At 35.9% G+C, this 17319-nt stretch carries 16 protein-coding genes; 9 read left to right on the top strand and 7 right to left on the bottom strand.

What is annotated here, in order from left to right:
- Position 1: 1 nt before the first annotated feature.
- Complete coding sequence (gene orn / locus A9G08_RS00490; protein ID WP_065561851.1) at positions 2 to 556, bottom strand: oligoribonuclease; 555 nt, start codon at positions 554 to 556, stop codon at positions 2 to 4.
- An 81-nt stretch (positions 557 to 637) separates the two neighbouring features.
- Between orn and rsgA the strand changes: the two genes are divergently transcribed.
- Complete coding sequence (gene rsgA / locus A9G08_RS00495; RefSeq protein WP_065561804.1) at positions 638 to 1663, top strand: small ribosomal subunit biogenesis GTPase RsgA; 1026 nt, start codon at positions 638 to 640, stop codon at positions 1661 to 1663.
- 81 nt (positions 1664 to 1744) lie between these two features.
- Here rsgA and A9G08_RS00500 read toward each other — a convergent pair whose 3' ends face one another.
- Together A9G08_RS00500 and dauA are read right to left on the bottom strand one after the other, a co-directional pair.
- Positions 1745 to 2296 carry an HdeD family acid-resistance protein gene (locus A9G08_RS00500; protein WP_065561805.1) on the bottom strand — a complete coding sequence of 184 codons (552 nt, stop codon included), beginning with the start codon at positions 2294 to 2296 and terminating at the stop codon, positions 1745 to 1747.
- A gap of 176 nt (positions 2297 to 2472) precedes the next feature.
- Entirely contained in the window at positions 2473 to 4146 is a 1674-nt protein-coding gene (gene dauA / locus A9G08_RS00505; RefSeq protein WP_065561806.1) for a C4-dicarboxylic acid transporter DauA, read from the bottom strand.
- Between the two features lie 185 nt (positions 4147 to 4331).
- Here dauA and A9G08_RS00510 point away from each other — a divergent pair, with 185 nt between their 5' ends.
- Positions 4332 to 5699: a histidine-type phosphatase gene (locus tag A9G08_RS00510; protein ID WP_065561807.1), complete on the top strand. Its 1368-nt coding sequence runs from the start codon at positions 4332 to 4334 to the stop codon at positions 5697 to 5699.
- Positions 5700 to 5702: 3 nt separating this feature from the next.
- Here the strand turns inward: A9G08_RS00510 and dtd are convergent, their stop codons facing one another.
- From dtd to rpsT, 4 genes are all read right to left on the bottom strand, one after another.
- Positions 5703 to 6137, bottom strand: coding sequence for a D-aminoacyl-tRNA deacylase (gene dtd / locus A9G08_RS00515; RefSeq protein WP_065561808.1), 435 nt, complete (start codon positions 6135 to 6137; stop codon positions 5703 to 5705).
- 17 nt (positions 6138 to 6154) lie between these two features.
- The gene (locus A9G08_RS00520; RefSeq protein ID WP_065561809.1) at positions 6155 to 6988 is read right to left on the bottom strand and encodes a virulence factor BrkB family protein; all 834 of its coding nucleotides are present in this window, start codon (positions 6986 to 6988) and stop codon (positions 6155 to 6157) included.
- A gap of 12 nt (positions 6989 to 7000) precedes the next feature.
- The gene (locus tag A9G08_RS00525) at positions 7001 to 7585 is read right to left on the bottom strand and encodes an SPOR domain-containing protein (protein ID WP_065561810.1); all 585 of its coding nucleotides are present in this window, start codon (positions 7583 to 7585) and stop codon (positions 7001 to 7003) included.
- A 117-nt stretch (positions 7586 to 7702) separates the two neighbouring features.
- Complete coding sequence (rpsT, locus tag A9G08_RS00530; protein WP_025316521.1) at positions 7703 to 7966, bottom strand: 30S ribosomal protein S20; 264 nt, start codon at positions 7964 to 7966, stop codon at positions 7703 to 7705.
- A 229-nt stretch (positions 7967 to 8195) separates the two neighbouring features.
- Here rpsT and pgk point away from each other — a divergent pair, with 229 nt between their 5' ends.
- The 7 genes from pgk to rpoB all read left to right on the top strand — a co-directional run bounded on the left by pgk (position 8196) and on the right by rpoB (position 17236).
- Positions 8196 to 9359, top strand: a complete 1164-nt coding sequence (pgk, locus tag A9G08_RS00535; RefSeq protein WP_065561811.1) for a phosphoglycerate kinase — start codon at positions 8196 to 8198, stop codon at positions 9357 to 9359.
- Between the two features lie 73 nt (positions 9360 to 9432).
- On the top strand, positions 9433 to 10512 hold the full coding sequence (fbaA, locus tag A9G08_RS00540; RefSeq protein WP_065561812.1) for a class II fructose-bisphosphate aldolase: 1080 nt from the start codon (positions 9433 to 9435) through the stop codon (positions 10510 to 10512).
- Between the two features lie 170 nt (positions 10513 to 10682).
- Positions 10683 to 11111 carry a 50S ribosomal protein L11 gene (rplK, locus tag A9G08_RS00545; RefSeq protein WP_034884321.1) on the top strand — a complete coding sequence of 143 codons (429 nt, stop codon included), beginning with the start codon at positions 10683 to 10685 and terminating at the stop codon, positions 11109 to 11111.
- Between the two features lie 3 nt (positions 11112 to 11114).
- Positions 11115 to 11816 carry a 50S ribosomal protein L1 gene (gene rplA, locus A9G08_RS00550; RefSeq protein WP_065561813.1) on the top strand — a complete coding sequence of 234 codons (702 nt, stop codon included), beginning with the start codon at positions 11115 to 11117 and terminating at the stop codon, positions 11814 to 11816.
- Between the two features lie 223 nt (positions 11817 to 12039).
- Positions 12040 to 12537 carry a 50S ribosomal protein L10 gene (gene rplJ / locus A9G08_RS00555; protein ID WP_065561814.1) on the top strand — a complete coding sequence of 166 codons (498 nt, stop codon included), beginning with the start codon at positions 12040 to 12042 and terminating at the stop codon, positions 12535 to 12537.
- A gap of 58 nt (positions 12538 to 12595) precedes the next feature.
- Positions 12596 to 12964 carry a 50S ribosomal protein L7/L12 gene (gene rplL / locus A9G08_RS00560; protein WP_065561815.1) on the top strand — a complete coding sequence of 123 codons (369 nt, stop codon included), beginning with the start codon at positions 12596 to 12598 and terminating at the stop codon, positions 12962 to 12964.
- Between the two features lie 243 nt (positions 12965 to 13207).
- On the top strand, positions 13208 to 17236 hold the full coding sequence (gene rpoB / locus A9G08_RS00565; protein ID WP_065561816.1) for a DNA-directed RNA polymerase subunit beta: 4029 nt from the start codon (positions 13208 to 13210) through the stop codon (positions 17234 to 17236).
- Positions 17237 to 17319: the final 83 nt, after the last annotated feature.

Below are 17319 nucleotides of genomic sequence, written 5' to 3' on the forward strand. Positions count from 1 at the left end.
ATTACTCATTAGTTAGATTGAAAAAGTGTTGTCGGTAATAAAGTAATTCGGCGATTGAGTCGCGAATATCATCTAACGCTTGGTGAGAACTCTGTTTACTGATACCTTTTAATATTTCAGGTTTCCAGCGTCTGGCTAATTCTTTAATCGTACTGACATCTAAATAACGGTAATGAAAATATTTTTCTAGATTTGGCATATAATTAAACAGAAAACGTCGGTCTTGACCAATCGTATTACCACAGATTGGTGAACAGTTTTCGGGAACCCATTGTTTTAAAAACGCAAGAGTTTGTTGTTCAGCTTGTTGTTCGGTAACCGTACTTTGACGAACACGATCGATTAATCCAGACTTGCCATGCGTTTTTTGATTCCAATCATCCATAAGTGCAAGTTGTTCATCTGTTTGATGAATGGCAATGACTGGACCTTCAGCGAGAATATTTAAATTAGAATCAGTTACAATAGTTGCGATTTCGATAATGCGATCGCTATTTGGATTGAGGCCTGTCATCTCCAGATCAATCCATATCAGATTATTTGATAGAGTAGTCATAATTTGTGGTATAAATTTTCTTTTTAATGCTGAGTAGTGTAGCATAAGTACTAAACTGTTTGACCAAAAAAATTAGCAACCGTGGCAAAAAATCAACTTTCAAAAAATCAAAAAAGGCGTATGGCCGCTAAGCATCAACAACGTTTAGAAACTAAGATGGATGAAAATCTATCAAATTTCTCTGCGCCTCGTGAAGGGGTGGTGGTAAGTAGGTTTGGCAAATCAGCGGATGTTGAAGATAATGCTGGGATTATTTATCGATGTAGTATTCGCCGTACTTTACCGTCATTAGTGACGGGGGATAAAGTATTGTGGCGTGAGAGTTTGGAACCGAATACTAATGGTATTATTGAAGCAGTTCATCCTCGTCATTCCGAGTTAGTACGGCCTGATTTTTATGATGGAGTTAAGCCTGTTGCAGCAAATGTCGATCAAATTGTTATTATTTCAGCCGTTTTACCTGAATTATCGTTTAATATCATCGATCGGTATTTAGTCGCTTGTGAGGCGACGAAAATTAAACCTATTATCGTATTGAATAAAATTGATTTACTTGATGAGCAAAAAAAACAAGAAATTGAGCAACAGTTTCTTATTTACACTAAAATTGGTTATCAGGTTTTATTTGTTTCATGTCAGTCACAACAAGGTATTGAACCTTTACAGAAGGTTTTAGATGGTAAAATTTCTATTTTAGTTGGTCAATCGGGTGTCGGTAAATCCAGTATCATCAATTTACTATTGCCTCACAACCAAGCTACGCTAACTGGTGAAGTATCTGAAATATCTGGGCTTGGCCAACATACCACAACTTCAACTCGGCTTTATCATTTACCAAATGGTGGGGATATTATTGATTCACCAGGAATTCGTGAGTTTGGTTTATGGCATTTAGAGCCAGAGCAAGTTATTGCTGGTTTTGTTGAATTTGATGATTATTTAGGAGGTTGCCAATTTCGTGATTGTAATCACTTAGATACACCGGGATGTTTACTCCAGAAAGCTGTTGCACAAGGCGCGATTGCACCATCAAGGTTAGATAATTATCATCGAATATTACAGTCAATGCGCGAAGTCAAAGCGAAAACCAATAAAAGTTATAAATAGTTGCTTTTGGTTAGAAGGTTTTATTTTTGAACTGTTGAGGCTTATTGCTCACAACATGACTTGTGAGCAATAAAATGAAATTTAAGATCTATGATTTTTTAGTGCAAAACCAATTGCAATATAAGCAAAGCCTTGGAAAACTAAATCTATACCTAAAAACATTCCTAATACCCAAACGCTATCATATGGCCAGCCTGCCATTAACATAAGTCCTAAAATGATGTTAATCACCCCAGAAAAGACGACCCATCCCCAACGAGGTATGTTGCGGTTGCTCATTGCAGCAAAAATTTGGGTAAATCCACTAATCGTCAATAATAAAGAAATTAATAATGTTAATGCGCTTGAGACCGCGATCGGTTGGAAAAACGACATAGCGCCAATGAAGATATATAAAATCCCCATGATTGCCCATAAAGCAGTTTGGCCAAATCCTTTGATGTTAAAAGAGTGGATTACTTGGATAATCCCTGCGATAAAAAGGAGTGAACCGATAAAATAAACAGAAAAAACGGTGGCTATGAATTGATACCCTAATGCCAAGCAACCGAGAATAATTAAAACTATACCAATAATAATAAACCAATTTGATTTTTGTTTAAAACTTTGAATAGTGTTTTCATTAGCTATCATATTTATTTCCTGTTGTTAATGTAATGTATTAAATGAACACCATCTTTCTGAGTTAATCTTGACTCATATGAAAAAGGGAAGTGTACATAGCTGATAAAAAATACTTAGTGAAAACTCGGACGATTTACTTTCACTAAGTATAATATTTAATCAATATAATAAAATCAATTTTGATATTAAATTTTATCTTTCAGTGCTTCATCTAAAGTTGAATAAAATATTAATTTATTTGATACAGGTACAATTCTCGCCCGAGCTAAGGTTTTTAATGGTTGGAATTGCAATTCGCAAATAGATAGATCAACTGACTCTGGTAATTCATCAATAAAATGGATAAGTGCATTTAAGCCTCCTGCATCTAGGATAGGTACTGCATCCCATTGTAAAACAATATGTTGATAACCATTGATTTTTTGGTATAACTCTAAAAAAGTCCGTTCAGCAGCCGCAAAGAATAATGGACCATTAATTCTTAGCACTAACGTCTTTTCATTGCTTTGGTTCAATTCGACCAAACGAGTCATACTAGCAATACGACGCATAAACAGTATTGAGGCTAATACAATTCCAAGCGTAATAGCGATTACCATGTCGAATAATACGGTAAGGGACATGCAAATAAGCATGATCATGATATCGTCTTTAGGTGCGCATTTAATAATGTAGATAACGCGTTGAATGGCACTCATATTCCATGCAACAATTAATAATAATGCTGCCATAGCTGATAATGGAATAAATGATAAAAGTGGGGCAAAACAGATAAGTGCCAATAATACGATTAATGAATGCAATACGGCGGCAATTGGCGATGTTGCGCCCGCTTTGACATTTGCCGCTGAACGCGCAATAGCCGCTGTTGCTGAAATGCCACCAAAAAATGGCGCAATGATATTTCCTAAACCTTGGCCAATCAGTTCGCTATTTGAATGATGTTTGGTATGGGTCATTTCATCTAATACAACTGCGCATAGTAGTGATTCAATCGCACATAACATAGCCATCGTTAATGAGATTGGAATTAAAGCCGTTATTGTTGACCAATTCCATGTGAAACTTGCATGTTCCCATGGTAAGATAAATTCTGGTAAAACAGGTGGAATACCATGACCAACAGTGTTATCGGCTAATGTATAAGTGAATCGTGAACCGATTGTTTCGATTTGATAGCCAAATTGATTGAATACTAACATGGTTAGTATGCCAGCAATTAAAGCCGGTAAATGGCCAGATATTTTTACTCGAAATTTTGGCCACATGATTAAAACAATCAGTGTAACTAAACCAACAAAGGTATCTGCGATATTAATGGTTGGAAAGGCTTTAACTAGTTCAATAACTTTATTAACATAATTTTCTGGCATGTGTTCTAGTGTTAAGCCAAAAAAATCTTTTATCTGCATGGTGGCGATGGTTATTGCAATACCAGAAGTAAAACCTAGCACCACTGGTAGAGGAATGTATTCGATTAATCGACCTAAACGAATTACACCCATCAATATTAAAAAAATGCCTGAAAGTAGAGTGGCAATTAATAGACCTGATAAGCCAAATTGTATGGAAACAGGATATAGAATGACCACAAACGCCGCAGTTGGGCCGGAAACACTAAAACGTGATCCTCCAGTGAGAGCTATCACGAAGCCTGCTATAATTGCGGTATAGAGGCCATGTTGAGGGGCAACACCACTTGCAATAGCTAAAGCCATAGCAAGCGGGATAGCAATAATGCCAACCGTTATTCCGGCAATTAAATCTTTAAGAAAACGAGTTGTGTTGTAAGGAGTATTTATGCATGCAGATATAAACGCACAGCTTATTTTAATACCAGAAAGGCCATATAATTTCATTATGTTTTAAAGCAGTTAAATGAGTTATAAAAAGTAGCTAATAAGATAATCTTTTTTTTAAAAATTGAAAGAGTATTCTAAAAATAATTGTATGATTTTCAGTTAAATTATGTGATTAATGGTATAAAATGCTTTAAAAGCACGCTCTTGTTATTTTGCTCTTATATTATTAGGTAGGAGTCATTATGTCTTTTATAAAACAATCTTTTTTTATCCAATTTTTAATCTTAGTCATCAGTTTACTGATGTTTTCACCATTAAGTTTTGCAGAAATGATAACATCAGGTTCAAAGACCGCGTATCAGTATGATAAACAACAGACTCCTGCACCAGATGGATATCAAGCATTTTATATTGATCATATTGGTCGGCATGGTTCACGTTATATTAGTAAACCTAAATATGAAGATATTGCTTATAACGTATTAATTTTAGCTGATAAAAATAATCAATTAACCGAAATGGGAAAATCATTATTAAGGCAAATTATTCGTATTAAAGCATTGAATAAAAATCATTATGGTCAGCTTACTGATCTTGGTCGAAAAGATATTAGTTTAATTAGTCAACGCATGTTAGCCAATAACCCAACGGTTTTTAAAGGACAAAAAATCGAAGTGATATCATCAACCTCACCAAGAGCTAAAGAAACAGCAGAAATTTTTATTAAAACATTTAAAAATAACTATTCTGATATCAATATTTATCAACAACCAGAAAATCAACAAACTCTATTACGTTTTTTTGAATATTCTCCGACTTATAAAGAATATAAAAAGAGTAAAAGTGTTAAAAATGCCTTAAAATCGCTAGAAAATTCGACTAAAACAGTAGAGATGAGTCAAAATGTTGCAAGTTTGATATTTACTCAAGGCTTTTGTAATGAGTTGAATAATGGGATTTCTTTACCTGAAAAATCTTCAATTAAAACAGCAGATTTTGTCATTGCAGTTTATCAACTTTACCAGGAGTTATTATCATTTTCTCCTGAAATTTTAGCTGATAACCATCTTGATTTTAGCCTTTATTTCACTAAAAATCAGTTATCATGGTTTGACACGGTAGTCACTTCTAAAAATTTTTTACAAATTGGTCCAGCGTTTGATGCGAATGGTATCCAGATTAAAATTGCTGCGCCATTATTGTTGGATATGTTAAAAACAGCTGATAAGGCAATAACTGATAAAAATATTGATGCTAATTTACGGTTTGCTCATGCTGAAACTATTTCGCCATTAGCAACATTGCTTGAACTTGAAGGCACTTATACTGCTGTTAACTCAGTCGCGGATTATCCATTCGTTTGGCAAGCAGAAAAAATTATTCCTATGGGCGCTAATATTCAATGGATTTTTTACCAAAGCAATCAACCCCATCAACCCATTTTAATCAAAGTGATGTTAAATGAAAGAGAAGTGCATTTATCATTGAAAACCGATAATTATCCGTACTACCGTTGGGACGAGGTAAAACAGTTTTATAAAAATAAGCTGAGTAAACTAGGTTTTACTGATAATAACGCATCTTTAGAATGGCTAAATAAAGTAAAATAATTTTTAAACTTGTAGCCAAAAAGTTACGGGTCCATCGTTAATAAGAGAAACCTGCATGTCAGCGGCAAATTGTCCAGTTTGTGTCTCAATTTGTTGCTGACATTGTCTAACAAAAAATTGATAAAGTTCATTAGCTTTATCGGGTGGAGCACCTTTTGTGAAACTTGGGCGCATACCTTTTTGAGTATCAGCGGCCAGAGTGAATTGAGAAACAACCAACAATTTTCCATTTATTTGCTGAACATTGAGATTCATTTTGTCATTAATATCACTGAAAATACGATAGCCGAGTACTTTTTCACTCAAGCGTATTGCTTTTTGCTCGTTGTCATCTTGTTCAACACCGAGTAAAACAAGTAATCCCTGATCGATTTGACCAATAATTTGATTATCAACAGAAACCGATGCTTGTTTTACACGTTGGATTAAGGCAATCATAATTTATATTATTCCAGTTAAGATTGGGGCTTTAATAGCGCTTTTTGTTGTTTATTATAGTCAGCGAGTGTTGCTGCAAATTCGGCGCTAAACAAAACAATACACCATGAGCAGTAGATCCAAACTAACATAATGGGAATTGAGGAAACTACCCCATAAATAAGTTGATAAGTCGGAAAAGAAGTAACATACAGCGCAAAAGCACGTTTACCAATTTCGAATAATATTGCTGCAACTAACGCACCAATTGCAGCTTCTTTAAATGGAATTGATTCAGTTGGAATAATGCTGTAGAGCAACCAAAATCCAACAACCGATATGATAAATGGTAAAGTACTTAGTAGGAGATCACCACTAGCAGCATTCGATAACCATTTTAGGGAAAATATATAAGAACTTACTGCAACACTTGAGCCAACTAAAATAGGACCTAATGTTAAAATTGTCCAATACATGGTTAAGTTATACATGAAGGAGCGTTTGCGTTTGGTTTGCCAGATACGGTTTAGTGCATTATTAATAGAATTAATAAGTAGTAATGATGTTACTATTAAACCGATAATTCCGATAAATGTCATTTTTTTTGTATTGGCAATAAATTGTTCTAGGTAATTTTGAATGGTGTCACTTGCAGTAGGGACAAGATTGCTATAAATGAGCTGTTTTAATGATTGGCTAACTTCATTAAACATAGGAAACGCAGAAAGTAAGGAAAACACAACAGTTATTAATGGGACTAATGCAAGTATTGTCGTATAAGCTAGTTCTGCCGAGGATGAGGTTAAACGATCATGATTTATACGAGACCATAACATTACCAAAAAGGTCTGTATATGCTTAAGTATATTCATAATATATCTTATTTAATTAGAAATAATACAGTTATTAATTCCATTCGTTTTTAAAGTGTTTAATGCTTTTTGCACATCACCTTTATTTGTATAAGGCCCAACGGTAACTCGATATAACTGCTGACTTAAAGATATGTTACCACTAATACCGGTCATTGCCAAAGATGCTTTTAATGTATCTGCATTAGTTTTATCTTTAAAAGCCCCACATTGTAGTAACCATTTAGTATTATCATTACTTGATGATAAAGTCGATGTGGTCGTGGTGTTATTCATAAAGCTATCTAATATTTGTTGCCGTTCGCTTGCCGCTTTATTTGAGTTACTACTAGCATTTGGTGTTTCCAATTCTTTAAGGTAAGTCCAGCGTTCTTGTGGTTTTTCCGGTAGGGTTATCGCTGGTGATTCAGTTTTGACTTTTGGTTTTTCAACTGGTTTTTCAGAAGAATTGGTTGAAAGATAATATAGAATAGAAGAAAACAAAATAATAATGATGATTGCAAGGAATATCATTAACGATGGGAATAATCGTGACTTATTTTTTTTAGCTTTTCCTTTTGATTGGCTCTTTTTTCTTACATAATCACGCTGAACCACAATACGCTCTCTTTTCTTTTATTCACATAAATTTAAATAATAGTATATAAATAAAAAAAGTGGCTTACACCACTTTTTTTCAATTTTCTTTAACTCTATTGTCAACAGATTAGAAAATTAAGCTAATGCTTTAATCTGTTTAATTAAATTCGCTTTATGACGTGCTGCTTTGTTTTTGTGGATTAGACCACGAGCCGCTTGACGGTCAACAACTGCTTGCATGTCTTTGAATGCTACTTCAGCTGTTTGTTTATCACCAGCTGCTACAGCTGCGTAAACTTTTTTAATATAAGTACGCATCATTGAACGGTTACTAGCATTATGTTTACGGCGTTTTTCGGACTGAACCGCACGCTTCTTAGCTGATTTGATATTAGCCAAAGTCAACTCCCAAGTTTAGATAAAAAATACATATTAATAAGGCGGGGAAATATGCCTGATTTTCTTTCTATTGTCAATGCTGTTACATAAAAAAATTTCCTATATAGTATAAATAACTAATTTCTACTAAATGTTTACTATATAACCGATAATGGATGTAACCTAAAAAGAAATTTTATGTTAGAATAGCAAAAATTTTATTGTTTTTATATTTAAAAGAGGAAGTCTCATGTCTATCATTAGAATGCAAGATCTTGATCTAAAAGGGAAACGTTTATTTATTCGCTCAGATCTTAATGTGCCGGTCAAAAATGGTAAGGTTACTTCTGATGCTCGAATTAAAGCATCATTACCGACTATTGAAGAAGCCATTAAAAAAGGCGCTAAAGTAATGGTTACTTCTCATATTGGCCGTCCAACTGAAGGCGAATATAACCCTGAGTTCTCTTTACAACCAGTGGTTGATTATTTAAAAGAACATGTTTCTTTCCCTGTTCGTCTAGTAAAAGATTATCTTAACGGTGTTGACGTTAAAGAAGGCGAACTAGTTGTTCTTGAAAACGTACGTTTTAATGTAGGCGAAGGTAAAGATGATGAAACTTTATCTAAAAAATATGCAGCACTTTGTGATATCTATGTAATGGATGCATTTGGTACTGCTCACCGTGCTCAAGCTTCAACTCATGGAGCTGGTAAATTTGCGCCAGTTGCTTGTGCAGGTCCATTATTAGCAGCTGAACTTGATGCTTTAGGTAAAGCGTTAGATAATCCAGCTCGTCCAATGGTTGCGATTGTTGCTGGTTCTAAAGTATCAACAAAATTGACTGTTCTTGATTCTTTATCAAAAATCGCTGACCAAATTATTGTTGGTGGTGGTATTGCAAATACATTTATCGCAGCTGAAGGCTATAATGTTGGTAAATCACTTTATGAAGCTGATTTAATTCCTGAAGCAAAAAAATTAATGGCTAATTGTCATATTCCAGTTCCTACTGATGTTCGTGTAGCAACAGAATTTAGTGAAACTGCAACAGCTACTGAAAAATCAGTTGCCGATGTAAAAGAGAATGAACAAATTCTTGATTTAGGTGATAAATCAGCTGAAGCATTAGCAGACATTATCAAAAAAGCCAAAACTATATTATGGAATGGCCCTGTTGGCGTATTTGAGTTCCCTAATTTCCGTCGTGGTACCGAGATTGTTGCTAAAGCAATTGCTGACAGCCAAGGTTTCTCAATCGCAGGTGGTGGTGATACATTAGCTGCAATTGATTTATTTGGTATTGAAGATAAAATCTCTTATATTTCAACTGGTGGTGGTGCCTTCCTAGAGTTTGTAGAAGGTAAAAAACTTCCTGCTGTTGCAATGCTAGAAGAGAGAGCAAAAGCGTAATAGTTTTCTATATGAAGGATGAGCCAATCACTCATCCTTTAATTTTTATATAAATAAATCTATAGGTATTAAAATGGCTACAAAGATTTCTGATGTCGTTAAACCTGGTGTTGTAACCGGTGATGATGTTCAAAAAGTGTTTCAAGTTGCTCGTGAAAATAATTTTGCATTACCAGCTGTTAACTGTGTTGACACTAATACAATTAATGCAGTAATCGAAACTGCGGCTAAAGTTGGTTCTGCTGTTATCGTTCAATTCTCTAATGGTGGTGCTCAATTCATCGCAGGTAAAGGATTGAAATTAGATGGGCAAGAAACTGCTGTTTTAGGTGCAATTTCTGGCGCTAAACATGTTCACCTTATGGCTGAAAAATATGGTGTGCCAGTTATCGTTCATACCGACCACTGTGCTAAAAAACTTCTTCCATGGGTTGATGGATTACTTGACGCAGGTGAAGCTCACTTTGCTAAAACGGGTAAACCTCTATTCTCTTCTCACATGATCGATCTTTCAGAAGAATCTTTAAAAGATAATATTGATATTTGTTGTCAATATCTTGCTCGTATGTCAGCGATGAAAATGACATTAGAATTAGAGCTTGGTTGTACTGGTGGTGAAGAAGATGGTGTTGACAATAGCCATATGGATAGTTCAGCACTTTATACTCAACCTGAAGATGTTGCTTATGCTTATGAACGTTTAAGTGCAATTAGCCCGCGTTTCACTATCGCAGCTTCATTCGGTAACGTTCATGGTGTTTATAAGCCAGGTAATGTTAAATTAACGCCAAAAATTTTAGATAACTCTCAAAAATATGTATCTGAGAAATTCAATTTACCAGCTAAATCATTGAACTTTGTGTTCCATGGTGGTTCTGGTTCTACTCCTGAAGAAATTGCAGAAGCAGTAAGTTACGGTGTTGTTAAAATGAACATCGATACTGATACGCAATGGGCAAACTGGGCTGGTGTTTTAGAATATTACAAAGCAAATGAAGCTTACCTTCAAGGTCAATTAGGTAACCCTGAAGGCGTTGATGCTCCAAATAAAAAATATTATGATCCACGCGTATGGTTACGTAAAGGTCAAGAATCTTTAGTTGCTCGTTTAGAACTTGCATTTAAAGAACTTAATGCGATCGACGTACTTTAATATCGTTCATTTATTATATAAAAGCAGGGTTATACCTGCTTTTATTTTATCCGCTAATAAAAAGTCTTGCATTTTTGTATTAGTTGTAGGATAATTTCGCCCTCATTTAACTTAGGGGAGCTGTCTATTGATTAATAGAAGCGTTTGCACCCGAGAAAAAGGAAACTAAAATGGCAAAAAAAGTACAAGCCTACATCAAGTTGCAAGTTGCAGCTGGTGCAGCAAATCCTAGTCCACCAGTTGGTCCAGCACTTGGTCAACATGGTGTTAACATCATGGAATTCTGTAAAGCATTTAACGCTAAAACAGAAAGCATGGAAAAAGGTCTACCTATTCCTGTTGTTATTACAGTATATTCTGACCGTTCATTTACTTTTGTAACTAAGACTCCTCCTGCGGCTGTATTATTAAAGAAAGCAGCTAAAATCAAGTCGGGTTCTGGTGAGCCTAATAAGAAAAAAGTAGGTAAAGTAACAAGCGCTCAAATTCGTGAAATCGCTGAATTGAAAGCTGCTGATATGAATGGTGCAACTATTGAAACGATGATGCGTTCTATTGAAGGTACTGCTCGTTCAATGGGCTTGGAAGTGGAGGGTTAATTCATGGCTAAATTATCTAAGAAAGCTAAACTTATCCGCGAAAAAGTAAACGCGACTAAACAATATGAAATCAATGAAGCAATCGCTTTATTAAAAGAATTTGCTACTGCTAAATTTACTGAAAGCGTTGATGTTGCAGTTAATTTAGGTATTGATTCACGTAAATCAGATCAAAATGTGCGTGGTGCTATCGTTCTTCCTCACGGTACCGGACGTAGTGTACGTGTTGCTGTATTTACTCAAGGTGCAAACGCTGATGCCGCTAAAGAAGCTGGTGCTGAATTAGTTGGTATGGATGATCTAGCGGATCAAATCAAAAAAGGCGAAATGGACTTTGATGTTGTTATTGCATCTCCAGACGCTATGCGTGTTGTTGGTCAATTAGGTCAGATTTTAGGGCCACGTGGTTTAATGCCAAACCCTAAAGTTGGTACTGTAACACCTAACGTTGCTGAAGCAGTGAAAAACGCTAAAGCTGGTCAAATCCGTTACCGTAATGATAAAAATGGTATTATCCATACTACTATCGGTAAAGCTGATTTCGATGCAGATAAGCTTAAAGAGAATTTAGAAGCATTACTTGTTGCATTAAAACGTGCAAAACCAGCATCTTCAAAAGGTGTATTTGTGAAGAAAGTTAGTCTTTCTACTACAATGGGCGCTGGTGTTGCTATCGACCAAGCAACTTTAAATGCATCTGTTTAATTAATTGTTAAACAAAGAATCGGTTGGTGTCTGGCCTTAACCAGACCCCGTCCAAGACCGTAGGTGTAATTGATATTTAATTACTTAATCTTCCTACGTAGACGGTGACAGAACCTGATAAGATATAATACAGGCATTCTGCTCATCGTGATTGTGCTAATTACATTTGTAGTTAGTTTAAATAATTCTAGGCTTTGCCTAGTTTAATCCAGGAGCAATACCAATGGCACTAAATCTTCAAAATAAACAAGAAATTGTTGCTGAAGTTAATGAAATCGCCAAAGGTGCGCTATCTGCAGTTGTAGCTGACTCTCGTGGCGTAACTGTAGAAAACATGACTGCATTACGTAAATCTGCTCGTGAAGCTGGTGTTTATATGCGTGTTGTTCGTAACACCTTATTACGCCGTGTTGTTGAGGGAACTCAATACGAGTGCTTAAAAGATTCGTTTGTTGGTCCAACTCTAATTGCATTTTCAAATGAGCACCCAGGTGCTGCTGCGCGTATTTTTAAAGCGTTTGCAAAAGAAAATGATAATTTTGAGATTAAAGCCGCAGCCTTTGAAGGTGAGTTAATTACTGCAGCGAACATTGATCGCTTAGCAACATTACCTACTTATGAAGAAGCATTAGCTCGCTTGATGTCAACCATGAAAGAAGCCGCAGCTGGCAAATTGGTTCGTACTCTTGCAGCGGTTCGTGATCAAAAACAAGCTGCTTAATAGCGCTGTGATTGTGAATTTTATTAATTAAAAAAATGTAAATTTGGGAAACTATATTATGTCTATCACTAAAGAACAAATTTTAGATGCAGTTGCAGAAATGTCTGTAATGGATGTTGTTGAACTTGTATCAATGATGGAAGAAAAATTTGGCGTTTCTGCAGCAGCAGCTGTAGCAGTTGCAGCAGCAGGCCCAGCTGAATCAGCTGAAGAAAAATCTGAATTTGATGTAATCTTAAAAGATGTTGGCGCTAACAAAGTAGCTGTTATCAAAGCAGTTCGTGGTGCAACAGGATTAGGCTTAAAAGAAGCAAAAGACCTTGTTGAATCAGCTCCAGCAACAGTTAAAGAAGGTGTTAGCAAAGCTGACGCAGATGAACTTAAAAAGGCACTTGAAGAATCTGGTGCAGTTGTCGAACTTAAGTAAGTTTATCAATAGCAAGCTAAACGGCTGGGGGTTTTATACCTCCAGCCTTTTTGCGCTGTAATAAGTCAAATAATTTTATTTGAAGATTATCAATAAAAAGTAATAAAGAAATAATATATTTATTAAGCCTAATCAATTGATATTTATAGATATTTTCGATGAGGTGTCAGGCGTTATCATTTCGTAGTACCCTGATGAATATTTAATCATGCTAAAATAGCAGATAAGCAAGTTGAGGAACTAATGGTTTACTCTTATACCGAGAAAAAACGAATTCGTAAGAATTTTGGTAAGCGTCCACAAGTCTTGGATATACCGTATCTTCTTTCTATTCAACTTGATTCGTTCCAGAAGTTTATTGAGCAAGACCCAGAAGGTCAATATGGCTTAGAAGCCGCATTCCGTTCAATATTTCCGATAAAAAGTTATAGTGGTAGCGCTGAGTTACAATACGTAAGCTTTAAAATGGGCGAACCTGTGTTTGATGTAAAAGAATGTCAAATCAGAGGGATCACTTACTCAGCACCATTGCGCGTTAAATTACGTTTAGTTATTTATGATAAAGATGCGCCAGAAGGAACAGTTAAAGATATTAAAGAGCAAGACGTCTATATGGGCGAAATCCCTTTAATGACGGACAATGGTACTTTTGTGATTAACGGTACTGAACGTGTTATCGTTTCACAATTACATCGTAGTCCAGGTGTGTTCTTTGACAGTGATAAAGGTAAAACGCACTCTTCTGGTAAAGTTTTATATAATGCTCGGATTATTCCTTATCGTGGCTCTTGGCTTGATTTCGAATTTGATCCAAAAGATAATCTTTTTGCTCGTATCGACCGTCGTCGTAAACTTCCAGCAACAATTATTTTACGTGCGTTAGGTTATGAAACTGAAGAAATTTTAGATATGTTCTTCGAAAAAACTATTTTCGAAGTAGGCAAATCAAAATTAAAAATGGAACTTGTGCCAGAGCGTTTACGTGGTGAAACAGCGCTATTTGATATCGAATCTAAAGGCAAAGTTTACGCAGAAAAAGGTCGTCGTATTACAGCTCGTCATATTCGTGAGCTTGAAAAAGATAAAGTAACTAAAATCGACGTTCCAGTTGAATATATTGTAAATAAAGTTTTAGCAAAAAATTATGTTGATGAAGAAACTGGTGAGGTTATTGCTTTTGCCAATACACCAATTTCTTTAGAACTATTACTTGAATTAACCAATGCTGGTTATAAGAAAATTGAAACATTATTCACTAATGATTTAGATCATGGACCATTTATTTCTGAAACATTAAATGTTGATTCAACACGTGATCGATTAGGTGCATTAGTTGAAATTTATCGAATGATGCGTCCAGGCGAGCCACCAACAAAAGAAGCAGCCGAAGCGTTATTTGATAATCTATTCTTCTCCGACGAACGTTATGACTTATCAGCTGTAGGTCGTATGAAGTTCAATCGTTCTTTAGGACGAGACGATATTGAAGGCGAAAGTGTCTTAACAAAAGCTGATATCGTTGATGTAATGAAGAAATTAATCAGCATCCGTAATGGTCATGGTGAAGTTGATGATATCGATCACTTAGGCAATCGTCGTATCCGTAGTGTTGGTGAAATGGCTGAAAACCAATTCCGTATTGGTTTAGTTCGTGTTGAACGAGCTGTAAAAGAGCGTCTATCTTTAGGTGATCTTGATTCATTAATGCCACAAGATATGATCAATGCTAAACCAATTTCAGCGGCAATTCGTGAGTTCTTTGGTTCTAGCCAATTATCTCAGTTTATGGATCAAAACAATCCATTATCTGAAATTACTCACAAACGTCGTATTTCTGCATTAGGTCCAGGTGGTTTAACTCGTGAACGTGCAGGCTTTGAAGTGCGTGACGTACATCCTACACATTATGGTCGTGTATGTCCGATTGAAACGCCGGAAGGTCCAAACATCGGTTTGATTAACTCATTAGCGGTTTATTCACGTACCAATGAGTATGGATTCTTAGAAACGCCATATCGTCGAGTGATTGACGGTGTTGTGACTGATGAGATTAACTATTTATCAGCAATCGATGAAAGTGAGTTTGTTATAGCTCAGGCTAACTCAAATCTTGATGACGATGGTCGCTTTAAAGAAGATTTAGTGACTTGCCGTTTAAATGGTGAATCTGGTTTATATAGCCCGGAACAAGTTCATTATATGGACGTATCAACACAACAAATCGTTTCTGTTGGTGCTTCATTAATCCCATTCCTTGAGCATGATGATGCGAACCGTGCCTTGATGGGTGCGAACATGCAACGTCAAGCTGTACCAACATTAAAAGCAGAAAAACCTTTTGTTGGTACTGGTATGGAACGTGCGGTTGCTGTTGACTCAGGTGTAACTGCGGTTGCTCGTCGTGGCGGTACAGTACAATATGTTGATGCTTCACGTATTGTTATTAACGTTAACGATGATGAAATGTATGCCGGTGAAACAGGTATTGATATTTACAACTTAACTAAATATACCCGTTCTAACCAAAATACTTGTATTAACCAAATTCCATGCGTGGAATTAGGTGAAAAAGTTGAGCGTGGCGATGTACTTGCAGACGGTCCATCAACGGATTTAGGTGAGTTAGCACTTGGTCAAAATATGCGCGTGGCATTTATGCCATGGAACGGTTATAACTTTGAGGATTCTATTTTAGTCTCTGAAAAAGTGGTACAAGATGATCGTTTCACTTCGATTCATATTCAAGAACTATCTTGTGTATCTCGTGATACTAAACTTGGTGCTGAAGAAATTACTGCTGATATTCCAAATGTGGGTGAAGCAGCACTTTCTAAACTTGATGAGTCTGGTATTGTTTATATCGGCGCTGAAGTAAAAGGTGGTGATATTCTTGTTGGTAAAGTAACGCCTAAAGGCGAAACGCAATTAACACCAGAAGAGAAATTACTACGTGCTATTTTCGGTGAAAAAGCATCTGATGTTAAAGATACTTCATTACGTGTACCAAATGGTGTTTCAGGTACGGTTATTGATGTACAAGTCTTCACTCGTGATGGTGTACAAAAAGACAAACGTGCACTTGAAATTGAAGAGATGCAACTGAAACAAGTAAGAAAAGACTTAACTGAAGAACTTAAAATTTTAGAAGCAGCATTGTTTGCTCGTATCCGTGATGTATTAATTTCTGGTGGTATTAAAGCAGACAAATTAGATGCTTTACCACGTGAAAAATGGTTAACCATTGGTATTTCTAATGAAAGTAAGCAAGCTCAATTAGAACAACTTGCTGAACAACATGATGAAATCAAAGCTGAATTTAATAAGAAACTTGAAGCTAAACGAATGAAGATTACTCAAGGTGATGATTTACAACCTGGAGTTCTCAAAATTGTTAAAGTTTACTTAGCCGTTAAACGTCAAATTCAGCCTGGTGATAAGATGGCGGGTCGCCATGGTAACAAAGGGGTTATCTCTAAAATCAACCCAATTGAAGATATGCCATATGATGATAAAGGACGTCCGGTTGATATCGTATTGAATCCACTTGGTGTTCCGTCTCGTATGAATATCGGTCAGATTTTAGAAACTCACTTAGGTATGGCGGCAAAAGGTATTGGTCAGAAGATCGATGCAATGCTAAAAGAACAGCAAGAGTTAGCTAAATTACGTGATTTCATTCAAAAAGCTTATGACCTTGGTTTAGGGGCAGCACAGAAAGTCAATGTTGCTGAATTTACTGACCAAGAAGTGATGACATTGGCACAAAATTTACGTAATGGTATGCCTCTTGCAACGCCAGTCTTTGACGGTGCAAAAGAGCAAGAAATCAAGTCATTACTTGAGCTGGGTGATTTACCAACTTCAGGTCAAATTACATTGTTTGATGGTCGTACAGGTGAGCAATTTGAACGTCCAGTAACTGTAGGTTACATGTATATGCTGAAATTGAATCACTTAGTTGATGATAAGATGCATGCGCGTTCTACAGGTTCATATAGTCTGGTTACACAACAACCATTGGGTGGTAAAGCTCAATTTGGTGGTCAACGTTTCGGTGAGATGGAAGTATGGGCACTTGAAGCATATGGTGCTGCTTATACTCTACAAGAAATGTTAACTGTTAAATCAGATGATGTGAATGGTCGTACTAAGATGTATAAAAATATTGTAGATGGTGATCATCGTATGGAGCCTGCGATTCCAGAATCATTTAATGTATTATTAAAAGAGATTCGTTCGTTAGGTATTAATATCGAGTTAGATGAAGAGTAATCTTAACTAACTGAAATGATTTCTATTTATAGGGATAACTTATCAGCAATGATAAGTTATCTAATTGGTTTAACTCCATAGGA

The sequence above is a fragment of the Gilliamella sp. wkB195 genome, assembly GCF_001690445.1.
Classification (GTDB): domain Bacteria; phylum Pseudomonadota; class Gammaproteobacteria; order Enterobacterales; family Orbaceae; genus Gilliamella; species Gilliamella apicola_E.